Below are 15492 nucleotides of genomic sequence, written 5' to 3'. Positions count from 1 at the left end.
AGCTCCGCACGTTGGAAAATCAAACCCTCTCTTGGGCGGCCCCTACACTGGGCGCATGCCAGCCGCCGCCAAGGACCCCCGCCCCTGCTCGATCGCCGACACCCTGGCCGTGGTCGGCGAGAAGCACTCCCTGCTCGTGCTCCGCGAGGTGTGCCTGGGCAACGGGCGCTTCGACCGGCTCGTCCGGAACATCGGGGCGCCGCGCGACATCCTGGCCGCCCGCCTCAAGCGGCTCGTCGAGGCCGGGATCCTGGAGAAGGTCGCCTACCAGGAACGGCCGCAGCGCTTCGAGTACCGCCCGACCCGGGCCGGCCTGGAGCTCGAACCGGTACTGATGACACTCATGGCCTGGGGCGACCGCCATCTGCGCGACGACCGCCCGATGGTGATCGAGCACGGCTGCGGGCACGACCTGCGGCCCGTCGTGACCTGCGCCGAGTGCGGTGAGGCGGTGCGCCACGAGGACCTGCGGGCGCACCCGCAGGCACCGGGCTGGACGACCTCGGGCCCCGAGGCCGCCTGACCGCGCACCCCCACACCCGACTGCACATTCCGGACACTCGGGGCGGGTCCGCGCACGGGGGACACGACCCCGTGGGAAGCCCGTCATTTTCGGGCGCTACGCTGCCCCCGCGTTCGCCCGCGACCCATGCGGGTGCGCCTCGCCGTGCCCGGACCGCGATCGCGGGACCGGTCTTCCGTCCCGTCACCTGGATCGCGTCTCTCCTCCATGTCTTGGTTCGAATCATTCATTCTCGGACTCGTCCAGGGGCTGACAGAGTTCCTGCCGATCTCGTCGAGCGCCCATCTGCGGCTCACCGCCGCGTTCGCCGGCTGGCACGACCCGGGGGCCGCCTTCACGGCGATCACCCAGCTCGGCACCGAGACCGCGGTGGTGATCTACTTCCGCAAGGACATCGCGCGCATCATCTCGGCGTGGTTCAGGTCGCTCACCGACAAGACGCTGCGCGGCGACCACGACGCCCAGATGGGCTGGCTGGTGATCGTCGGCTCCATACCCATCGGCGTGCTGGGCCTCGCGTTCAAGGACCAGATCGAGGGCCCGTTCCGCGATCTGCGCCTGACGGCGACGACGCTGATCGTCCTCGGTGTCGTGCTCGGCATCGCGGACCGGCTCGCGGCGCGTGACGAGCTGGGCGGCAAGCATCGCGCCGTGCGCTCCCGCAAGGAGCTCAAGGACCTGTCGGTCAAGGACGGTCTGATCTACGGCCTGTGCCAGGCGATGGCACTGATCCCGGGCGTCTCCCGCTCCGGCGCGACCATCAGCGGCGGCCTCTTCCTCGGCTACACGCGCGAGTCCGCGGCCCGCTACTCGTTCCTGCTGGCCATCCCCGCCGTGCTCGCCTCCGGCGTCTTCGAGCTGAAGGACGCGACGGAGAGCGGCCATGTCTCGTGGGGGCCGACGATCTTCGCCACGGTCATCGCGTTCGGCGTCGGCTACGCGATCATCGCCTGGCTGATGAAGTTCATCTCGACGAAGAGCTTCATGCCGTTCGTCTACTACCGGATCGCGCTCGGCATCGCCCTGTTCGTCCTCGTGTCGCTGGGCGTCCTGAGCCCGCACGCGGCCGAGTCGGCGGGCTGACCTCATGCCCGGACGGCCGCGATCACCGAGAGCCCCACCGGTTCGGGCAGCCGCGTCACCCGGGTCACGACGAGCCCCGCCCGCGCGCAGAGCGCCCGGAACTCCGCCTCGGTGCGCTCGCACCCGCCCACGTTGACCAGCATGTTCAGATCGCCCAGGTACATCATCGGCGACTGTGAACCGTCGACGGCGTCCGGGAGCACGACCTCGACGACCAGGATCCGGCCGTCGGGCGGCAGCACCGCGCGGACGTGGCCGAGGAGCGTCGCGGCCCGGTCGTCGTCCCAGTCGTGGACGACTCCCTTCAGCAGATAGACGTCCGATCCGGCGGGCACGGACGCGAAGAAGTCGCCGGTCACGACGGTGCAGCGGTCGGCGACCCCGGCTTCGTCGAGGACCGGGCCCGCGTCGGCGGCGGCCCGCGGCGTCTCGAACAGGACTCCGCGCAGCCCCGGGTACGCGGACAGGACCGCGGCGAGCAGGGCCCCGTCCCCGCCGCCCACGTCGGTGACCGAGCGGGCGCCGGACAGATCGAGCACGGCGGGCAGCAGCGCGGCGGCGGTCCGGCCGCCCTGGCGCATCGACGCGTCGAACGCGCGGGACAGCTCGGGGTGCGCGGCGAGGTGGCCGAAGAAGTCCGTGCCGAACAGGTCGGCGAAGACGGGCCCGCCGGTGCGGACGCTGTCGTCGAGCCGGGCCCAGGCGCCGATCATCGCCGGGTCCAGGAACATCCGCACGAAGTCGGCCATGGAGTCCGCGCGGTCGGTGCGCAGCAACGCGCCCCGGGAGGTCAGGGCGAAGGCGCCGGGCCGGGGCTCGGCGGCCAGCCCGGAGGCGGCGAGGGCGCGGAGCAGCCGGCGGGTGGCGTCGGGGTCGGTGCCGAGGTCCGCGGCGACGTCGGTGGCGTCCCGGGCGTCGTCGCCGAGCCGGTCGGCGACGCCGAGGCGGACGGCCGCGGCGAGGGCTTGGGCGGCCATGTGGCCGAAGACGGTGCTCATGAGCGCGCCCCGGTCGTCACCGGCGGGCTCGGGCTCGGGCTCGGGCATGGCGTCCTCCGCGGGGGTCGGCGGCTCGAGGCGGCCGTCGCGGGCGCCGTTCGCGCCTCCGCTTCCACCCTACGAGGGCGCGGCGGCCGTGACCTGCGGAGCGCTCGCACAGAGGCGGCCCGCGTTCGCACCCCGAACCGCCAACTCCCGTTCACATTCGATCACTTGGCGCACCCGAACGCTCGCTCAGGGTTCCCAACCGGGCGCCGCGCACGTAGCCTTGGCACATGCCGCCTGTCATTTCCCGTCCCTCGCGGTCCGCCGACGAGGTGAACGAGCAGATCCGCAGCCTGTGGCTGCGGGCGGGGGGCCGCCTGACCGCGGAACAGCGGGCGCAGTACGCGCTGCTGGTCACGGAGTGGGCGGAGGCGACCCGGTCGCAGGTCCCCGAGGCCGCCTGACCGGGCCCGCTCCCGCCACCTGAACGGGACCCCCGCCGGACGGGTCAGCGCCCGCCGGCCACCCTGAGCACCGTGCCCGTCGTGTACGCCGCGCTGGGCGAGAGCAGCCAGGCGATCGCCGCCGCGACCTCCTCCGCCGTGCCGGGGCGGCGCAGCGGGATGCCGGGCGCCGCGGCCGCGGCCCGGCCCGGGTCGCCGCTCGCCGCGTGGATCTCCGTGTCGATGATCCCGGGCGCCACCGCGTTGACCCGTACGCCGAGCGGCCCGAGTTCCTTGGCGAGGCCCAGGGTGATGGTGTCGACGGCGGCCTTCGAGGCGGCGTAGTGGACGTAGTCGCCGGGGCTGCCGAGGGTGGCGGCGGCCGAGGACACGTTCACGATGGAGCCCTCGCCCGCGGCGCCCATGTCGCGGGCGGCGCGGCGGCAGCAGAGCAGGACGCCGAGCACGTTCACGTCGACGACGCGGCGCAGGTCGTCGGTGCTGGTGTCGGCGAGCGGGCCGAGCGGGGCGGTGACGCCCGCGTTGTTCACCAGGCCGGTGAGCGCGCCGAGTTCGGCCTGCGCGAGGTCGAAGAGCCGCTCGACGTCGGCCTCCCGGGACGTGTCGGCCCGGGCGACGACACAGCGGGCGCCGGCCGCGCGCACGGCGTCCGCGGTGCGCTCGGCCGCGTCCTTGTCGCTGACGTAGGACAGCGCGATGTCGTGGCCGTCGTGCGCGAGGCGCAGCGCGGTGGCGGCGCCGATGCCGCGGCTGCCGCCGGTGACGAGGGTGCGGGGGCGGGTCAAGGAGTCCTCCCGGACGGGGTGCGGTCCCTCAGGACGATGATCACGTCGCGCCGGGCGCACCGTACCAGCGCCATGCGGTCCGACGCGCGTGACCGGGCAGGTCACCGCGGCCCGTCGCCCACAGCAGGGTCGCCCAGGGCGGGGTGTCCCGCGGCACGTCGGGGAAGAGACGGGCCAGCGAGCGGGCACACAGGCCGGCGGGCGCCTCGAAGGGGACACCGAGGCCGAGCGCGAGGTCGTGGGTGTGCACGAGGGTCTCGACGACGCCCATCGCGGCGAAGCCCTCGGGGTCGCTGACACCGAACACGTGGTGGCCGCGGGCGCTCGGCGGCGTGGCCCGCACCACGGCGGCGAGCAGCCCGCCGCAGTCCTCCAGAACCTGGAACATGCCCTCGGCCCCGGCCGTGCGGTCGGCGGTGACGGTGTTCAGCGGTCCTTCGGGGCGGCGCCGGTCGCCGCCGAAGGGATCGCCCGGCTCGGTCCTGGGGTTCAGGGAGCCGATGCGCGAGGCGTAGGCGAAGAGGTCGTCGGCGAGGTGTTCGCCGGTCTCCCAGCAGGTCCAGGTGAGGGGGCCCGCGGGGGCGTCCCAGTCGGCCGCCGCGGCGGGGCGCAGTGTGGTCACGGCGAGCCGGACGGCCTGGGCGACGTCGTCGGCGGTGACCGGTCCGGTGACCGCCGCGGATGCCGTCGTGTTCGATTCAGCTGACATGCGGGCCACCGTAACGGACCTGGTGTCGCAAAAGTGACGCGCCTCAACGGACGGTCGGCGCACGCCTCTTGGATCCGGGCACGGCACACTCGACACTGATCCGATGACGCAGCGTGTGGAACTCGCGACCGTCCTCGACCGGCTCGCCGTCGACGAGCTGGTGACCGACTACGCGGTGGCCGTGGACGACGGCGACTGGGCGGCGTACCGCGCCCTGTTCGCCCCCGGTGGCCGCGCCGACTACCGCACGGCGGGCGGCGTGGAGGGCAGCGCGGAGGAGATCGCGCGCTGGCTGTCCGAGACCATGGAGCTGTTCCCGATGCGGCAGCATCTGATCGTCAACCGCCGGGTGCGGTTCGGCCGGCTCGACCATGACGTGGACGACGAGGCGCTGGTCCAGGCCGACTACATCAACCCGATGCGGTTCCCCGGCGACGGCACCGCCCCGGACTTCGAGTGCGGCGGCCGCTACGCCTTCGGGCTCGTCAGGACGCACACCGGCTGGCGGCTGCACCGGGTCACCGTGCACGAGAAGTGGCGCCGTGTGCCGGAGCACGCGGCGAGCGCCCCCGGCGGGTCCTGACCGGCGCCGTCGAGGCCCACTGTCGTCGATCGCCCGGGGCGCGCACACTGAAAGGACCTCTACAGGTCTCGCAGGAGGACGGGAGGCGCGGCCCATGACGGGTTGGCGGCGGCGGCTCGACGTGTCGCCCTGGTGGCGGGGCGGGGCGGCGGCCGGAGCGGGCGCGCTGCCCGCGCTCGCGTTCCCCGCACCGTCGTTGTGGTGGTTCGCCTACGTCGCGCTCGTGCCGTGGATGCTGCTGGCGCGCTCGGCGGTCACCCCGCGCCGGGCCGCCCTGGACGGCTGGCTCGGCGGTCTCGGGTTCATGCTCGCCGTGCACCACTGGCTGCTGCCGAGTCTGCACGTGTTCACGGTCGTCATCGCGGCGCTGCTCGGCGCGTTGTGGGCGCCGTGGGGGGTGCTGCTGCGCCGGCTGCTGCACGGGACGCCCACGCCGGGGCAGGCGGCGGCCGCGCTCGTCGCGGTGCCCTCGGGCTGGCTGATGGTGGAACTGGTGCGTTCCTGGGAGGGGTTGGGCGGGCCGTGGGGTCTGCTCGGGTCCAGCCAGTGGCAGGTGGTGCCCGCGCTGCGACTCGCGTCGGTGGGCGGGGTGTGGCTGGTGAGTCTGCTGGTGGTCACGGTGAACACGGCGATCGTGGTGCTTCTCGTGGCGCGTGAGGCGCGGGCGCCGGCGGTCGCCGGGCTCGTCGCGACGGTCACCGTGACGGGGGCCGCGTGGGCCTGGGCACCGCGCCCGGAGACCGACGGGCGGGTGCGGATCGCGGTGGTGCAGGCGGGGATCGTGACCGGGGACGCGAGCGGGGAGCGCCGCTTCGACCGCGAGGAGACGCTCACCCGGGAGCTGATCGGCCGGGACGTCGACCTGGTCGTGTGGGGCGAGAGCAGCGTCGGCTTCGACCTGACCGAGCGCCCCGACCTCGCCCGCCGGATCGCGGCGCTGTCCCGGGCCGTCGGCGCGGACGTGCTGGTCAACGTGGACGCGCGGCGGTCGGGTTCGGGCACCGGCGCGGGCCCGGGCATCTACAAGAGTTCGGTGCTGATCGGGCCGGACGGGCCGACGGGCGCGCGTTACGACAAGATGCGGCTGGTCCCGTTCGGCGAGTACGTGCCGGCGCGAGGCCTGCTGGGCTGGGCCACGTCGGTGGGCAGGGCGGCGGGCGAGGACCGGATGCGCGGCACCCGCCAGGTCGTCATGGACGTACGGAACGGCAACGGCGGCGGCCCGCTCCGGGTCGGCCCCCTGGTCTGCTTCGAATCGGCGTTCCCCGACATGACGCGGAAGCTGACGCAGGACGGGGCGCAGGTGCTGCTCGCCCAGTCGTCGACGTCGTCGTTCCAGCACAGCTGGGCGCCGGAGCAGCACGCGTCGCTCGCGGCAGTGCGGGCGGCGGAGACGGGTCGGCCGATGGTGCACGCGACGCTGACCGGGGTGTCGGCGGTGTACGGGCCCGACGGGGCGCGGGCGGGAGCGTGGCTGGGTACGTCGGCGAGCGCGGCCCGCGTGTTCGACGTGCCGACGGCTCGGGGCACGACCCTGTACGTGCGGTTCGGGGACTGGCCGGTCCACGGCGCTGTCACGGTCCTGGTCGTCCTCGCCGCGGCGGACCTGTTGCGCAGGTCCCGCCGAGCGTCCCCGCTCCCGTCGACGCGCCCCGGAGTCGGCGGCGCCGTCCGCTGAAGCCGGCGCCCCGCACTGAGCCGCGTGCCCTCGCGGAACGTCGCGGGGCGCGGGAGGGTCACCCCCCGGTCCGGGTGACCTCCATGACGACCCGCTCGCACAGCTCATGCGTGGCCAGCGCGTCCCGCGCGCTCACGACATGCCCGCTGCGCACCCCGTCGAGAAACGCCAGCACGGCCTGCTCGATACCCCGCTGCCGGGCCACGGGCACCCAGTCGCCCCGCCGCCGCACCGTCGGCTGCCCCTTGTGGTCGATGACCTCGGCGAGATTCAGCACCTGCCGCTTGCTGTCCTCCCCGGAGACCTCGAGGATCTCCTCGGCCGACCCGCTGAGCCGGTTCATGACCCCGAGCGCGGTGAACCCGTCCCCGGCGAGCTGCAGCACCACGTGATGGAGCAGCCCGTCCACGACCCGCGCCCGTACCGTGATGTCGTCGACGACACCCGGCACGAGGAAGCGCAGCGTGTCGACGACGTGGATGAAGTCGTCGAGGATCATCGCCCGGGGCTCCTCGGGCAGCCCGACCCGGTTCTTCTGCATGAGGATCAGCTCACGCGGATGGTCGGCGCACTGCGTGTATCCGGGGGCGTGGCGCCGGTTGAAGCCGACGGCGAGACCGACCCCGCGCTCCTCCGCGAGCCGCACGAGCCGCTCGGAGTCGGCGAGTTCGTAGGCGAGCGGCTTGTCCACGTACGTGGGGACGCCGGCCTCGAGGAGTCGCGTGACGATCTCGGGGTGCACGGCGGTCGGGGCGTGCACGAACGCGGCGTCGAGTCCCTGCGCGAGCAGCGCGTCGAGGTCCGCGTGCCGCTGTGTCTGCGGGAGGCGCAGCCCGTCCGCGACGCGGTTCAGGGTGGCGGGCGTCCGGGTCTGCAGATGCAGCTCGATCCCGGGCTGGGCGCCGAGGACCGGCAGGTACGCCTTCTGCGCGATGTCCCCGAGTCCGATGCAGCCGACCTTCACGTGCCCGTGCTCCTCTGTCCCCGCGCGCCCGGGCCCGTCGTGGCCCGGACTCCCTTCGGGCAGCATAGACGCGCCAGGTCAGACCCGCTCCCGACGGCCGTCCGGGTACGGGGCGGCCTGCGGGGGTCGCCAGTCGGCGATGCCGTCCATGCCGCGCAGCAGCAGCGCGGGCCCGAGGGCGCCGACGGCGCGGATCGCCGCGTCGCGCACGGCGATGCCCGGGCGGTTGCTCATCATGTTGAACCGGCTGATGGCCGCCGACCTGCGGACGATCCGGGTCGTGCGGGCGAGGCGGGCCCGCGTGTAGCCGGGCAGGTCCGCGGCGCGGCCGGGTGCCGCGTGGTGGGCGAGGACGACGGCGTCCTCGATGGCCTGGTTGCCGCCCTGGCCGAGCGTGGGGGCCATCGCGTGCGCGGCGTCCCCGAGGAGGGCGACCCGGCCGCGGTGGAGGGCGGGCAGCGGCTCGGTGATGTGGTGGACGTCGTGCCGCAGCACCCGGCCGGGGTCGGCAGCGGCCAGGATCGCGGGGATCGGATCGTGCCAGTCGCCGAACCGGCGCAGCAGTTCGGCCCGTTCGTCACCACCGGGTGCCTGGCCGCCGGCGGGGGTCATGGCCGCCGCGTAGGCGTAGATGGTGCCGTCGGCGAAGGGGTGCGTGCCCCAGAGCCGGCCCGGCCCCCAGCTCTCGTGCTGGACGAAGGGCCGGTCGAGCGGCGGCACGAGGACGCGCCAGGTGGTGAATCCGGCGTACGTGACTCCGGGGTGCTCGGGGAAGAGCGCGCCGCGCACGGCGGAACGGACCCCGTCGGCGCCGACGACGAGGCCGGCGGCGATCTCTTCGCCGTCCGTCGCCACTCGGGCCGGTCGGGCCGGATCGGCCGGATCGCCGGGGTCGGTGAGGCGGGCGGCGGACGCGGTGCGCACGGTGCCGTGCGGCAGCCGGGCGGCGAGCTTGTCGACGAGGGTGGCACGGTGCAGCAGCACCAGCGGGCCGCCGAAGCGTTCGGCCGCGCGCGTCGCGTCGGAGCGGGACAGCCAGCGGCCGCCCGGCGTCATGAGGCCGCCCTCGCCCTTCCACGCGGCCAGGGAGCGGATCTCGTCCCCGAGGCCGACCACGTCGAGGGCGCGCAGGGCGTTGGGGGCGAGGGCGATGCCCGCACCCACGGGCTTCAACTCCTCGGCGCGCTCCAGCACGGTCACCCGGCGGCCGCGCAGATGGAGGGCCAGCGCGGCGGTGAGCCCGCCGATCCCGCCGCCGACCACCACGGCAGTGTCCTCGGCCGATGTCATGACGCCTCCCGGTGCTCCCTCACACGACGCTCCACTACACCTGTAGTGAGCCCTCGCCATGACCGTACTACAGGTGTAGTGCGATCGACTACAGCTGTAGTCGGCGCGATAGATTGCCGACCATGAACCGCCCCGCCACCACCGAACCGACCGGCGCGCAGCCGTCCCGCGCCGACCGCATCGCCGACGCCGCCCTGGTCCTGCTCGCCGAACGCGGCATGCGGGGCCTGACGCACCGGGCCGTCGACGAGACGGCGGGGCTGCCACAGGGGTCGACGTCGAACCACGCCCGCACCCGGCTCGCCCTCCTGGAGGCGACGCTGCGGCGGCTCGCGGAGCGCGAGGCGCAGGTCCTGGCGATCGACGAGCTGCCCTCACCGGCCGGCGGGCTGCCGGCTCTCGTGGACGGCATGGCGCTGGCGCTGCACCGCTATCTGAGCCGCCATCCGCAACTGCTCGTCTGCCGCTACGAGTTGGCCCTGGAGGCGACCCGCCGGCCCGAGCTGCGCACGTTCTTCGACGAGGCCGGCCGCCAGTTCCGCGGGCCGCTGACCGAGCTGCTGCGCGCCGCGGGCTCGCCGGATCCCGCGCGGCACACCCTGTCCCTCGTGGCGTGGACGGAGGGGATCATGTTCTGCTGCGTAGCGGGAACGTTCCACGCGTCGGTGCCGAGCCTGGCGGAACTGCGCGAAGGCTACGGCGAGTTGCTGCACGGCATGCTCGGCGGGACGGGCCCGCGCCAGAACTCCTGAACCGCTCGGGGACGCGCGCTCGCGGCACCTCCGCGCCCTCCGCTTCACCCGTGCGGGGCATCCTCGCCGTCCACGGTTCCGTCGGCGTCCCGGCGTCCAGCAGAGTGGCGCGGGTGCCCAGAAAGATCACTCCCGCCTCGCTCCTGCTCACGGCGGTCGCGGCCGTCTCCGCCGCGGCCTCCTCCGGCTGCGTGAGCGTGTCCACGCCCGATGCCCCGGACCGGCCCGCCTCTCCCTCGGTGACCGCGCCGGAACCCCGCCCGGACGGTCAGGCCGACCGGCCGGTCACCCCGCCCCCGGCGAGCGACGGCCTGCGGCGCACCGGCGCCTCACCGCACCCGTCGAAGCCGCACTCCGCGCCGCCCGCTCCCCCGGCCCGGCACGCCGCCCCTCCCCCGGCGCAGCCCCCTCCGCACGTACCGGCGCCCCGCGCCAAGACGGAACCCCCGCCCGCCCCGAATCCCCCGGCCCAGACCGACGTCTGCGCCCTGGGCCGCCGCTACGGAGGCTGGGACCCGGACAGCCCCCAATCGGCGATCTGCCACAACGTGTACGGGGGCTGACCGACCTGCCCTGCCACCTGGCGTCCGATTCGGGCTGCGGCCCGGTGGGGGCTGGTCGCGCCCACGCGGCGGAGCCGCAAATCGACACAGCCCCGCGCCCCTGAAATGCAGACGCTTCGCGTCGCATTTCCCCGATGCGCCACCGCCCCTATGGAGATAGCGCACGAAGCGCGCATCTCCAGGGGCGCGGGGAACTGCGCGACCAGCCCCCACCGGGCCCGCAGACGAACGACACCCCCGCGCGGCACCCACCTGAAAATCCCGCCCCGCCAGAGGCACGCTCAGAACCCCCGCCGCGGCGGCCCGAGCGGCTCGCCCCCCGGGCGGCCGCCCTCCTCGTCCCCGTCCTCGGGCAGCGCCGCGACCCGCTGCTCGAGCCGGGCGAGGGCCGCGCGGACCCCCTGACCGTGCCCGTCGTCGCCCAGGGCGCCGAGCCCGGCGCGGGCCCGGGCGAGATGGCTGCGGGCGGCGCCGGGGCGGCCCAGTTTCGCGTAGTCCGCCGCGAGACTGAGATGCAGCGTCGGGTACAGGGAGCGCAGCGCGGCGCCCCCGCCCGGCCCCCGGGAGTCCGCGGCGGACAGCGCCCGCAGGTCCCAGGCCAGCTCGTCGTCCGGGTCGTCCTGGGTACCGGCCATGTAGTGCGCCAGGGTGCAGCGGTGCAGCGGGTCGCCGTTCTCGCCGATCTCCGCCCACAGGCCGAGGAAGCGGTCGCGCGCCTCCTCGCGGTCGCCGGCGTGGGCCAGCATGACCACCTGCCCGATGCGGGTCATCATGGCGTCGTCCGCCGCCTGCTCACGCTGCTGTGCCACTGGCTCCTCCAAGCGCTGTCACCGATCGCGTGCAACGCACACCCGTCGACGCTAACGGCCGCCGCCCGCGATCCCCGGCAGGCACGGCTCAGCCCAGATCGGGGATCTGCCAGTCGATCGGGTCGTGGCCCTGGGCCTTGACCGCCGCGTTGATCTGCGTGAACGGCTGGGAACCGAAGAACTTCTTCGCGGACAGCGGCGAGGGGTGGGCGCCCTTCACGACGAGGTGCCGCTCGGTGTCGATGAGGGGGAGCTTCTTCTGCGCGTAGTTGCCCCACAGGACGAAGACGGAGGGGTCGGGGCGGTCCACGACGGCGCGGATCACGGCGTCGGTGAACTTCTCCCAGCCCTTGCCCTTGTGCGAGTTGGCCTCGCCGGCGCGGACGGTCAGCACCGCGTTGAGCAACAGGACGCCCTGCTCGGCCCACGGCATCAGATACCCGTTGTCCGGGATCGTGGTGCCGAGCTCGGCCTGCATCTCCTTGTAGATGTTCCGCAGCGACGGCGGGGTCTTCACACCGGGACGCACCGAGAAGCAGAGGCCGTGTCCCTGGCCCTCGCCGTGGTACGGGTCCTGGCCGAGGACGAGGACCTTGACCTTGTCGTACGGCGTCGCGTCGAGGGCGGCGAAGACCTGGTCGCGCGGCGGGTAGACGGGACCCTTCGCGCGCTCCTCCTCGACGAACTCGGTGAGCTCCTTGAAGTAGGGCTTCTGCAGCTCCTCGCCGAGGACGCCGCGCCAGGACTCGGGCAGCATCGCGGTGTCGGTCACGTCAACAACCTCCGGGGTACGGTCACTTGCCCGGCCGGGCGCGGAGAAGTCCCGCGCCCGGCCGGTTCGACAACACCCCTGAACCTACCGGCGCCCACTGACAGTCGGCGCCGCGGATCCTGTGCGGACCCGGTTCACCAGCTGGTCTTGCGCGACAGCTCCCACATCATCATGATCGTCGACGGGTCCAGGGCCCGTTCGCCGCCGGAGATCTCGTCGCTGGCCGCGATGTACTGCTTGCCCTGCCACAGCGGCAGCAGCCGCGCGTCCTGCGCCATGATCTGCTGCGCCCGCTCGAACTGCCGCACCACGGCCCCGCGGTCGCTCTCCTGACGCGACTGCGGCAGCAGCCGGTCGGTGATCTCCGGCGACAGGTACGGGGTGCTCAGGGCGTTCTCCTGGCCGACGAACGGCGCGATGAAGTTGTCCGCGTCGGGGAAGTCGGGGAACCAGCCGCGGCCGAACACCGGGTACTCGCCCTTGCGGTAGCCCGCCTCGTAGGTCTTCCAGGGGCGGCTCTCGAGCTTCACCTTGAAGAGCTTGGACTCCTCGAGCTGCCGCTTGATCTCCTGGAACTCGGGCGCGGTCTGGGAGCCGTACCGGTCCGTGGTGTACCAGAGGGTGAGCGGTACGGGCGTGGTGATGCCCGCGTCCGACAGAATCCCGGCGGCCTTGGTGGCGCTCGGGTCGCCGAAGTCGTCGAAGAAGTCGGTGGTGTGGCCCGTGAGGCCCTTGGGGACCATGGAGTACAGCGGCTCGACGGTGTCCCGGTAGACCTCGTGCGCGATGGCGCCGCGGTCGATCACCTGCGCGATGGCCCGGCGCACGGCGCGCTTGCCGGCCCACGGGTCCCTCGGGTTGAAGACGAGGTAGCTGATCTCGGTGCCCGCGCCCTCGACGAGCTGCAGACCGTCGGAGCCGTGCTTGGCCTGGAGGTCGACGACGTCGGACGCGCCGAGACCGCGGAAGGTCGCGTCGATCTTCTTCGCCTTGAGGGCGGCGACCATCTCGGCCGAGTCCTCGAAGTAGCGGATCGTCACGGCGTCGTTCTTGCGGTCGGCGAAGCCGTCGTAGTGCTCGTTCTTCACGAGGACGGCCTTCTCGCCCTCCGTGTAGGAGTCGAGCGCGTAGGGCCCCGAGCCGGTGACCCCGCCGTCCTCGCGGAGCTTGTCGGCCGGGTACTCCTTGGGGTCCACGATCGACATCGCCGGGGTGGCGAGGACGAACGGGAACGTGGCGTCGGTCTTCTTGAGGTGGAAGGTCACCTCCCGGTCGCCCTTGGTGGTGACGCGGTCGAGGCTGCCGAGCAGTCCGACCGGTCCGCCCTTGACCCCGATCCTGCGGATCCGGTCGATCGAGTACTTCACCGCGGCGGCGTCGAGCTTGTCACCGTCGGAGAACGTCATGTCCTCGCGCAGGGTGCACCGGTACTCGCGGTTGCCGGCGTCCTCGAAGGCGCACTCGGCGGCGTCGGGTTCCGGCTGGGCGGCTCCGGAGGGGAAGGCGACGAGAGTCTGGTAGACGTTGCGGTACAGCTCCCAGGAACCGTCCCAGGAGGCCGCGGGATCGAGCGTGCTGGGCGCGCTCGTCGTTCCCACGACGATGGGCTCCGCGTCTTCGGAGCCGCCTGATTCCACCAGTCCACACCCGGCGAGCAGGGATATGGACGCAGTCGCCGCCAACGTGCGGGGGGCAAGCAACCGTTTGAACACGCGCACGCTCCTCGATCGGACATGCCAAGGGATCGGCAGACCATATCGCAGAGCCCCGCCGGTTGAACCTCTTGTTCCGACGGGGCTCTTCAACTGCGAGGACGTTTGTCAGCCGTTGTCAGCCGACGCCCTTTTCATCGTGCTCAGCCGACGCCGGCGTTGAGGAAGATGCCGCCGTCCACGACGAGCGTCTGCCCCGTGATCCAGTCCGACTGGCTCGAGGTGAGGAACGCGGCGGCGCCGCCGATGTCCTCGGGCACGCCGAGCCGGCCCAGCGGGTAGGACGCCGCGACCTCGGCCTCCCGGCCCTCGTACAGGGCCTCGGCGAACTTGGTCTTCACGACGGCCGGCGCGATCGAGTTGACCCGCACCATCGGGGCGAACTCGTGGGCGAGCTGGAGCGTCAGGTTGATCATGGCGGCCTTGCTGATGCCGTACGCGCCGATGAAGGGCGAGGCGGAGACGCCGGCGACGGACGCGATGTTCACGATCGCGCCGCCGTTGTCCTTCTGCCAGGCCTTCCAGGTCTGCTGCGCGAAGCCGAGCGCCGAGACGACGTTGGTCTCGAAGACCTTGCGGGCCACGTCCAGGTCGAGGTCCGCGATGGGGCCGAAGACCGGGTTCGTGCCCGCGTTGTTCACCAGGAAGTCGACGCGGCCGAAGGCCTCCATGGTGCGCTCGACGGCGACGGCCTGGTGGGCCACGTCGTGGGCCTTGCCCGCTACGTGGATCACGCGGTCGGCGCCGAGGGACTCGACGGCCTCCTTGAGGGCGTCCTCGCCGCGTCCGGTGATGCAGACGCGGTCGCCGCGGGCGACGAGGGCCTCGGCGACGCCGTAGCCGATGCCTCGGCTCGCGCCGGTGACGAGGGCGACCTTGCCGGAGAGAGGCGGGAGTTCTTTGGTGCTCATGTCCGTGGCCTCCGGGTTCAGTTGAGCGGGCCGCCGGCCACGTACATGACCTGGCCGGAGACGAAGCCGGCCGCCTCGCCGGTGAAGAAGGCGATGGCATTGGCGATGTCGTCCGGGCGGCCCACGCGCTGCACCGGGATCTGGGTGGCGGCGGCGGCCTGGAAGTCCTCGAAGCCCATGCCGACGCGCTCTGCGGTGGCCTTGGTCATCTCGGTGACGATGAAGCCGGGGGCAACGGCGTTGGCGGTGACGCCGAACTTGCCGAGCTCGATGGCGAGGGTCTTGGTGAAGCCCTGCAGACCGGCCTTGGCGGCGGAGTAGTTGGCCTGGCCGCGGTTGCCGAGCGCCGAGGAGGAGGAAAGATTCACGATGCGGCCGAACTTGGCCTCCACCATGTGCTTCTGGACGGCCTTGGACATCAGGAACGCGCCGCGCAGGTGCACGCTCATGACGGTGTCCCAGTCGGAGACGCTCATCTTGAACAGGAGGTTGTCGCGCAGCACGCCCGCGTTGTTCACGAGGATCGTGGGGGCGCCGAGCTCCTCGGCGATGCGCGCGACGGCGGCCTCGACCTGCGCCTCGTCGGAGACGTCGCAGCCGACGGCGAGGGCCTTGCCACCGGCGGCGGTGATCTGCTCGACGGTGTCCTTGCAGGCGGCCTCGTCGAGGTCGATCACGGCGACGGCGCGACCCTCCTGGGCCAGTCGGATCGCGGTGGCGGCGCCGATGCCGCGCGCCGCTCCGGTGACGATCGCTACGCGCTGCTCAGTGGTGGACATGCTGGTCGGTCTCCTCGCCCTAGAGGTCGGCCGCTTCGCTCCGGTGCGGGTGAGCGACCGCTTAGTACCTTGTGCGGGTGACGCTAGAAGCCCTGGCACGCGGTGTCAACGTACCCACCGCGTGCCTCTGAT

The 15492-nt window shown here is 73.1% G+C and carries 17 protein-coding genes; 7 read left to right on the top strand and 10 right to left on the bottom strand.

Annotated features, from left to right (window positions below; all coding sequences use genetic code 11):
* The first annotated feature begins 55 nt into the window (after positions 1-55).
* The gene (locus ACIBTU_RS22595) at positions 56-523 is read left to right on the top strand and encodes a winged helix-turn-helix transcriptional regulator (RefSeq protein ID WP_399128136.1); all 468 of its coding nucleotides are present in this window, start codon (positions 56-58) and stop codon (positions 521-523) included.
* Positions 524-730: 207 nt separating this feature from the next.
* Positions 731-1606, top strand: a complete 876-nt coding sequence (locus tag ACIBTU_RS22590) for an undecaprenyl-diphosphate phosphatase (RefSeq protein WP_399128135.1) — start codon at positions 731-733, stop codon at positions 1604-1606.
* 2 nt (positions 1607-1608) lie between these two features.
* Here the strand turns inward: ACIBTU_RS22590 and ACIBTU_RS22585 are convergent, their stop codons facing one another.
* Entirely contained in the window at positions 1609-2652 is a 1044-nt protein-coding gene (locus ACIBTU_RS22585; protein WP_399128134.1) for a methyltransferase, read from the bottom strand.
* A 227-nt stretch (positions 2653-2879) separates the two neighbouring features.
* Between ACIBTU_RS22585 and ACIBTU_RS22580 the strand changes: the two genes are divergently transcribed.
* Positions 2880-3053: a hypothetical protein gene (locus ACIBTU_RS22580; RefSeq protein WP_399128133.1), complete on the top strand. Its 174-nt coding sequence runs from the start codon at positions 2880-2882 to the stop codon at positions 3051-3053.
* A gap of 44 nt (positions 3054-3097) precedes the next feature.
* On the opposite strand, the gene ACIBTU_RS22575 is transcribed toward ACIBTU_RS22580, so the two are convergent.
* Together ACIBTU_RS22575 and ACIBTU_RS22570 are read right to left on the bottom strand one after the other, a co-directional pair.
* The gene (locus ACIBTU_RS22575) at positions 3098-3838 is read right to left on the bottom strand and encodes an SDR family oxidoreductase (protein ID WP_399128132.1); all 741 of its coding nucleotides are present in this window, start codon (positions 3836-3838) and stop codon (positions 3098-3100) included.
* A 40-nt stretch (positions 3839-3878) separates the two neighbouring features.
* Positions 3879-4547: a hypothetical protein gene (locus ACIBTU_RS22570; protein ID WP_399128130.1), complete on the bottom strand. Its 669-nt coding sequence runs from the start codon at positions 4545-4547 to the stop codon at positions 3879-3881.
* A gap of 103 nt (positions 4548-4650) precedes the next feature.
* On the opposite strand from ACIBTU_RS22570, the gene ACIBTU_RS22565 reads away from it, so the two are divergent.
* Together ACIBTU_RS22565 and lnt are read left to right on the top strand one after the other, a co-directional pair.
* Entirely contained in the window at positions 4651-5130 is a 480-nt protein-coding gene (locus ACIBTU_RS22565; protein WP_399128129.1) for a nuclear transport factor 2 family protein, read from the top strand.
* A 94-nt stretch (positions 5131-5224) separates the two neighbouring features.
* The gene (gene lnt / locus ACIBTU_RS22560; protein WP_399128128.1) at positions 5225-6808 is read left to right on the top strand and encodes an apolipoprotein N-acyltransferase; all 1584 of its coding nucleotides are present in this window, start codon (positions 5225-5227) and stop codon (positions 6806-6808) included.
* Between the two features lie 58 nt (positions 6809-6866).
* Here lnt and ACIBTU_RS22555 read toward each other — a convergent pair whose 3' ends face one another.
* Positions 6867-7772 (bottom strand): Gfo/Idh/MocA family protein, encoded by a 906-nt coding sequence (locus ACIBTU_RS22555; RefSeq protein ID WP_399128126.1) that lies wholly within the window; start codon positions 7770-7772, stop codon positions 6867-6869.
* Between the two features lie 78 nt (positions 7773-7850).
* On the bottom strand, positions 7851-9062 hold the full coding sequence (locus ACIBTU_RS22550) for an FAD-dependent monooxygenase (protein WP_399128124.1): 1212 nt from the start codon (positions 9060-9062) through the stop codon (positions 7851-7853).
* 122 nt (positions 9063-9184) lie between these two features.
* Here ACIBTU_RS22550 and ACIBTU_RS22545 point away from each other — a divergent pair, with 122 nt between their 5' ends.
* A complete protein-coding gene (locus ACIBTU_RS22545; protein ID WP_399128123.1) occupies positions 9185-9814 on the top strand; it encodes a TetR/AcrR family transcriptional regulator in 630 nt (209 codons plus the stop codon).
* Positions 9815-9927: 113 nt separating this feature from the next.
* Complete coding sequence (locus ACIBTU_RS22540; RefSeq protein WP_399128122.1) at positions 9928-10377, top strand: hypothetical protein; 450 nt, start codon at positions 9928-9930, stop codon at positions 10375-10377.
* Between the two features lie 281 nt (positions 10378-10658).
* Here ACIBTU_RS22540 and ACIBTU_RS22535 read toward each other — a convergent pair whose 3' ends face one another.
* The 5 genes from ACIBTU_RS22535 to fabG all read right to left on the bottom strand — a co-directional run bounded on the left by ACIBTU_RS22535 (position 10659) and on the right by fabG (position 15360).
* Positions 10659-11186 (bottom strand): hypothetical protein, encoded by a 528-nt coding sequence (locus tag ACIBTU_RS22535; protein WP_399128120.1) that lies wholly within the window; start codon positions 11184-11186, stop codon positions 10659-10661.
* A gap of 88 nt (positions 11187-11274) precedes the next feature.
* Positions 11275-11958: a uracil-DNA glycosylase gene (locus ACIBTU_RS22530; RefSeq protein ID WP_399128119.1), complete on the bottom strand. Its 684-nt coding sequence runs from the start codon at positions 11956-11958 to the stop codon at positions 11275-11277.
* Between the two features lie 134 nt (positions 11959-12092).
* On the bottom strand, positions 12093-13676 hold the full coding sequence (locus tag ACIBTU_RS22525; RefSeq protein ID WP_399128118.1) for an ABC transporter substrate-binding protein: 1584 nt from the start codon (positions 13674-13676) through the stop codon (positions 12093-12095).
* Positions 13677-13813: 137 nt separating this feature from the next.
* Positions 13814-14581 (bottom strand): SDR family oxidoreductase, encoded by a 768-nt coding sequence (locus ACIBTU_RS22520; protein ID WP_399128117.1) that lies wholly within the window; start codon positions 14579-14581, stop codon positions 13814-13816.
* Positions 14582-14598: 17 nt separating this feature from the next.
* Positions 14599-15360 (bottom strand): 3-oxoacyl-ACP reductase FabG, encoded by a 762-nt coding sequence (fabG, locus tag ACIBTU_RS22515; protein WP_399128116.1) that lies wholly within the window; start codon positions 15358-15360, stop codon positions 14599-14601.
* Positions 15361-15492: the final 132 nt, after the last annotated feature.

It is taken from the genome of Streptomyces sp. NPDC050145 (assembly GCF_044460245.1).
Classification (GTDB): domain Bacteria; phylum Actinomycetota; class Actinomycetes; order Streptomycetales; family Streptomycetaceae; genus Streptomyces.
Note: the sequence above shows the minus strand (reverse complement) of the source record. Positions and strands in the feature narration are given on the sequence as shown.

Bases quoted from the DNA above. Each gene is read 5' to 3' on its own strand.
- ACIBTU_RS22595 (WP_399128136.1), top strand. From the start codon at position 56: ATGCCAGCCGCCGCCAAGGACCCCCGCCCCTGCTCGATCGCCGACACC.
- ACIBTU_RS22590 (WP_399128135.1), top strand. From the start codon at position 731: ATGTCTTGGTTCGAATCATTCATTCTCGGACTCGTCCAGGGGCTGACA.
- ACIBTU_RS22585 (WP_399128134.1), bottom strand. From the start codon at position 2,652: ATGCCCGAGCCCGAGCCCGAGCCCGCCGGTGACGACCGGGGCGCGCTC.
- ACIBTU_RS22580 (WP_399128133.1), top strand. From the start codon at position 2,880: ATGCCGCCTGTCATTTCCCGTCCCTCGCGGTCCGCCGACGAGGTGAAC.
- ACIBTU_RS22570 (WP_399128130.1), bottom strand. From the start codon at position 4,547: ATGTCAGCTGAATCGAACACGACGGCATCCGCGGCGGTCACCGGACCG.
- ACIBTU_RS22565 (WP_399128129.1), top strand. From the start codon at position 4,651: ATGACGCAGCGTGTGGAACTCGCGACCGTCCTCGACCGGCTCGCCGTC.
- lnt (WP_399128128.1), top strand. From the start codon at position 5,225: ATGACGGGTTGGCGGCGGCGGCTCGACGTGTCGCCCTGGTGGCGGGGC.
- ACIBTU_RS22550 (WP_399128124.1), bottom strand. From the start codon at position 9,062: ATGACATCGGCCGAGGACACTGCCGTGGTGGTCGGCGGCGGGATCGGC.
- ACIBTU_RS22545 (WP_399128123.1), top strand. From the start codon at position 9,185: ATGAACCGCCCCGCCACCACCGAACCGACCGGCGCGCAGCCGTCCCGC.
- ACIBTU_RS22520 (WP_399128117.1), bottom strand. From the start codon at position 14,581: ATGAGCACCAAAGAACTCCCGCCTCTCTCCGGCAAGGTCGCCCTCGTC.
- fabG (WP_399128116.1), bottom strand. From the start codon at position 15,360: ATGTCCACCACTGAGCAGCGCGTAGCGATCGTCACCGGAGCGGCGCGC.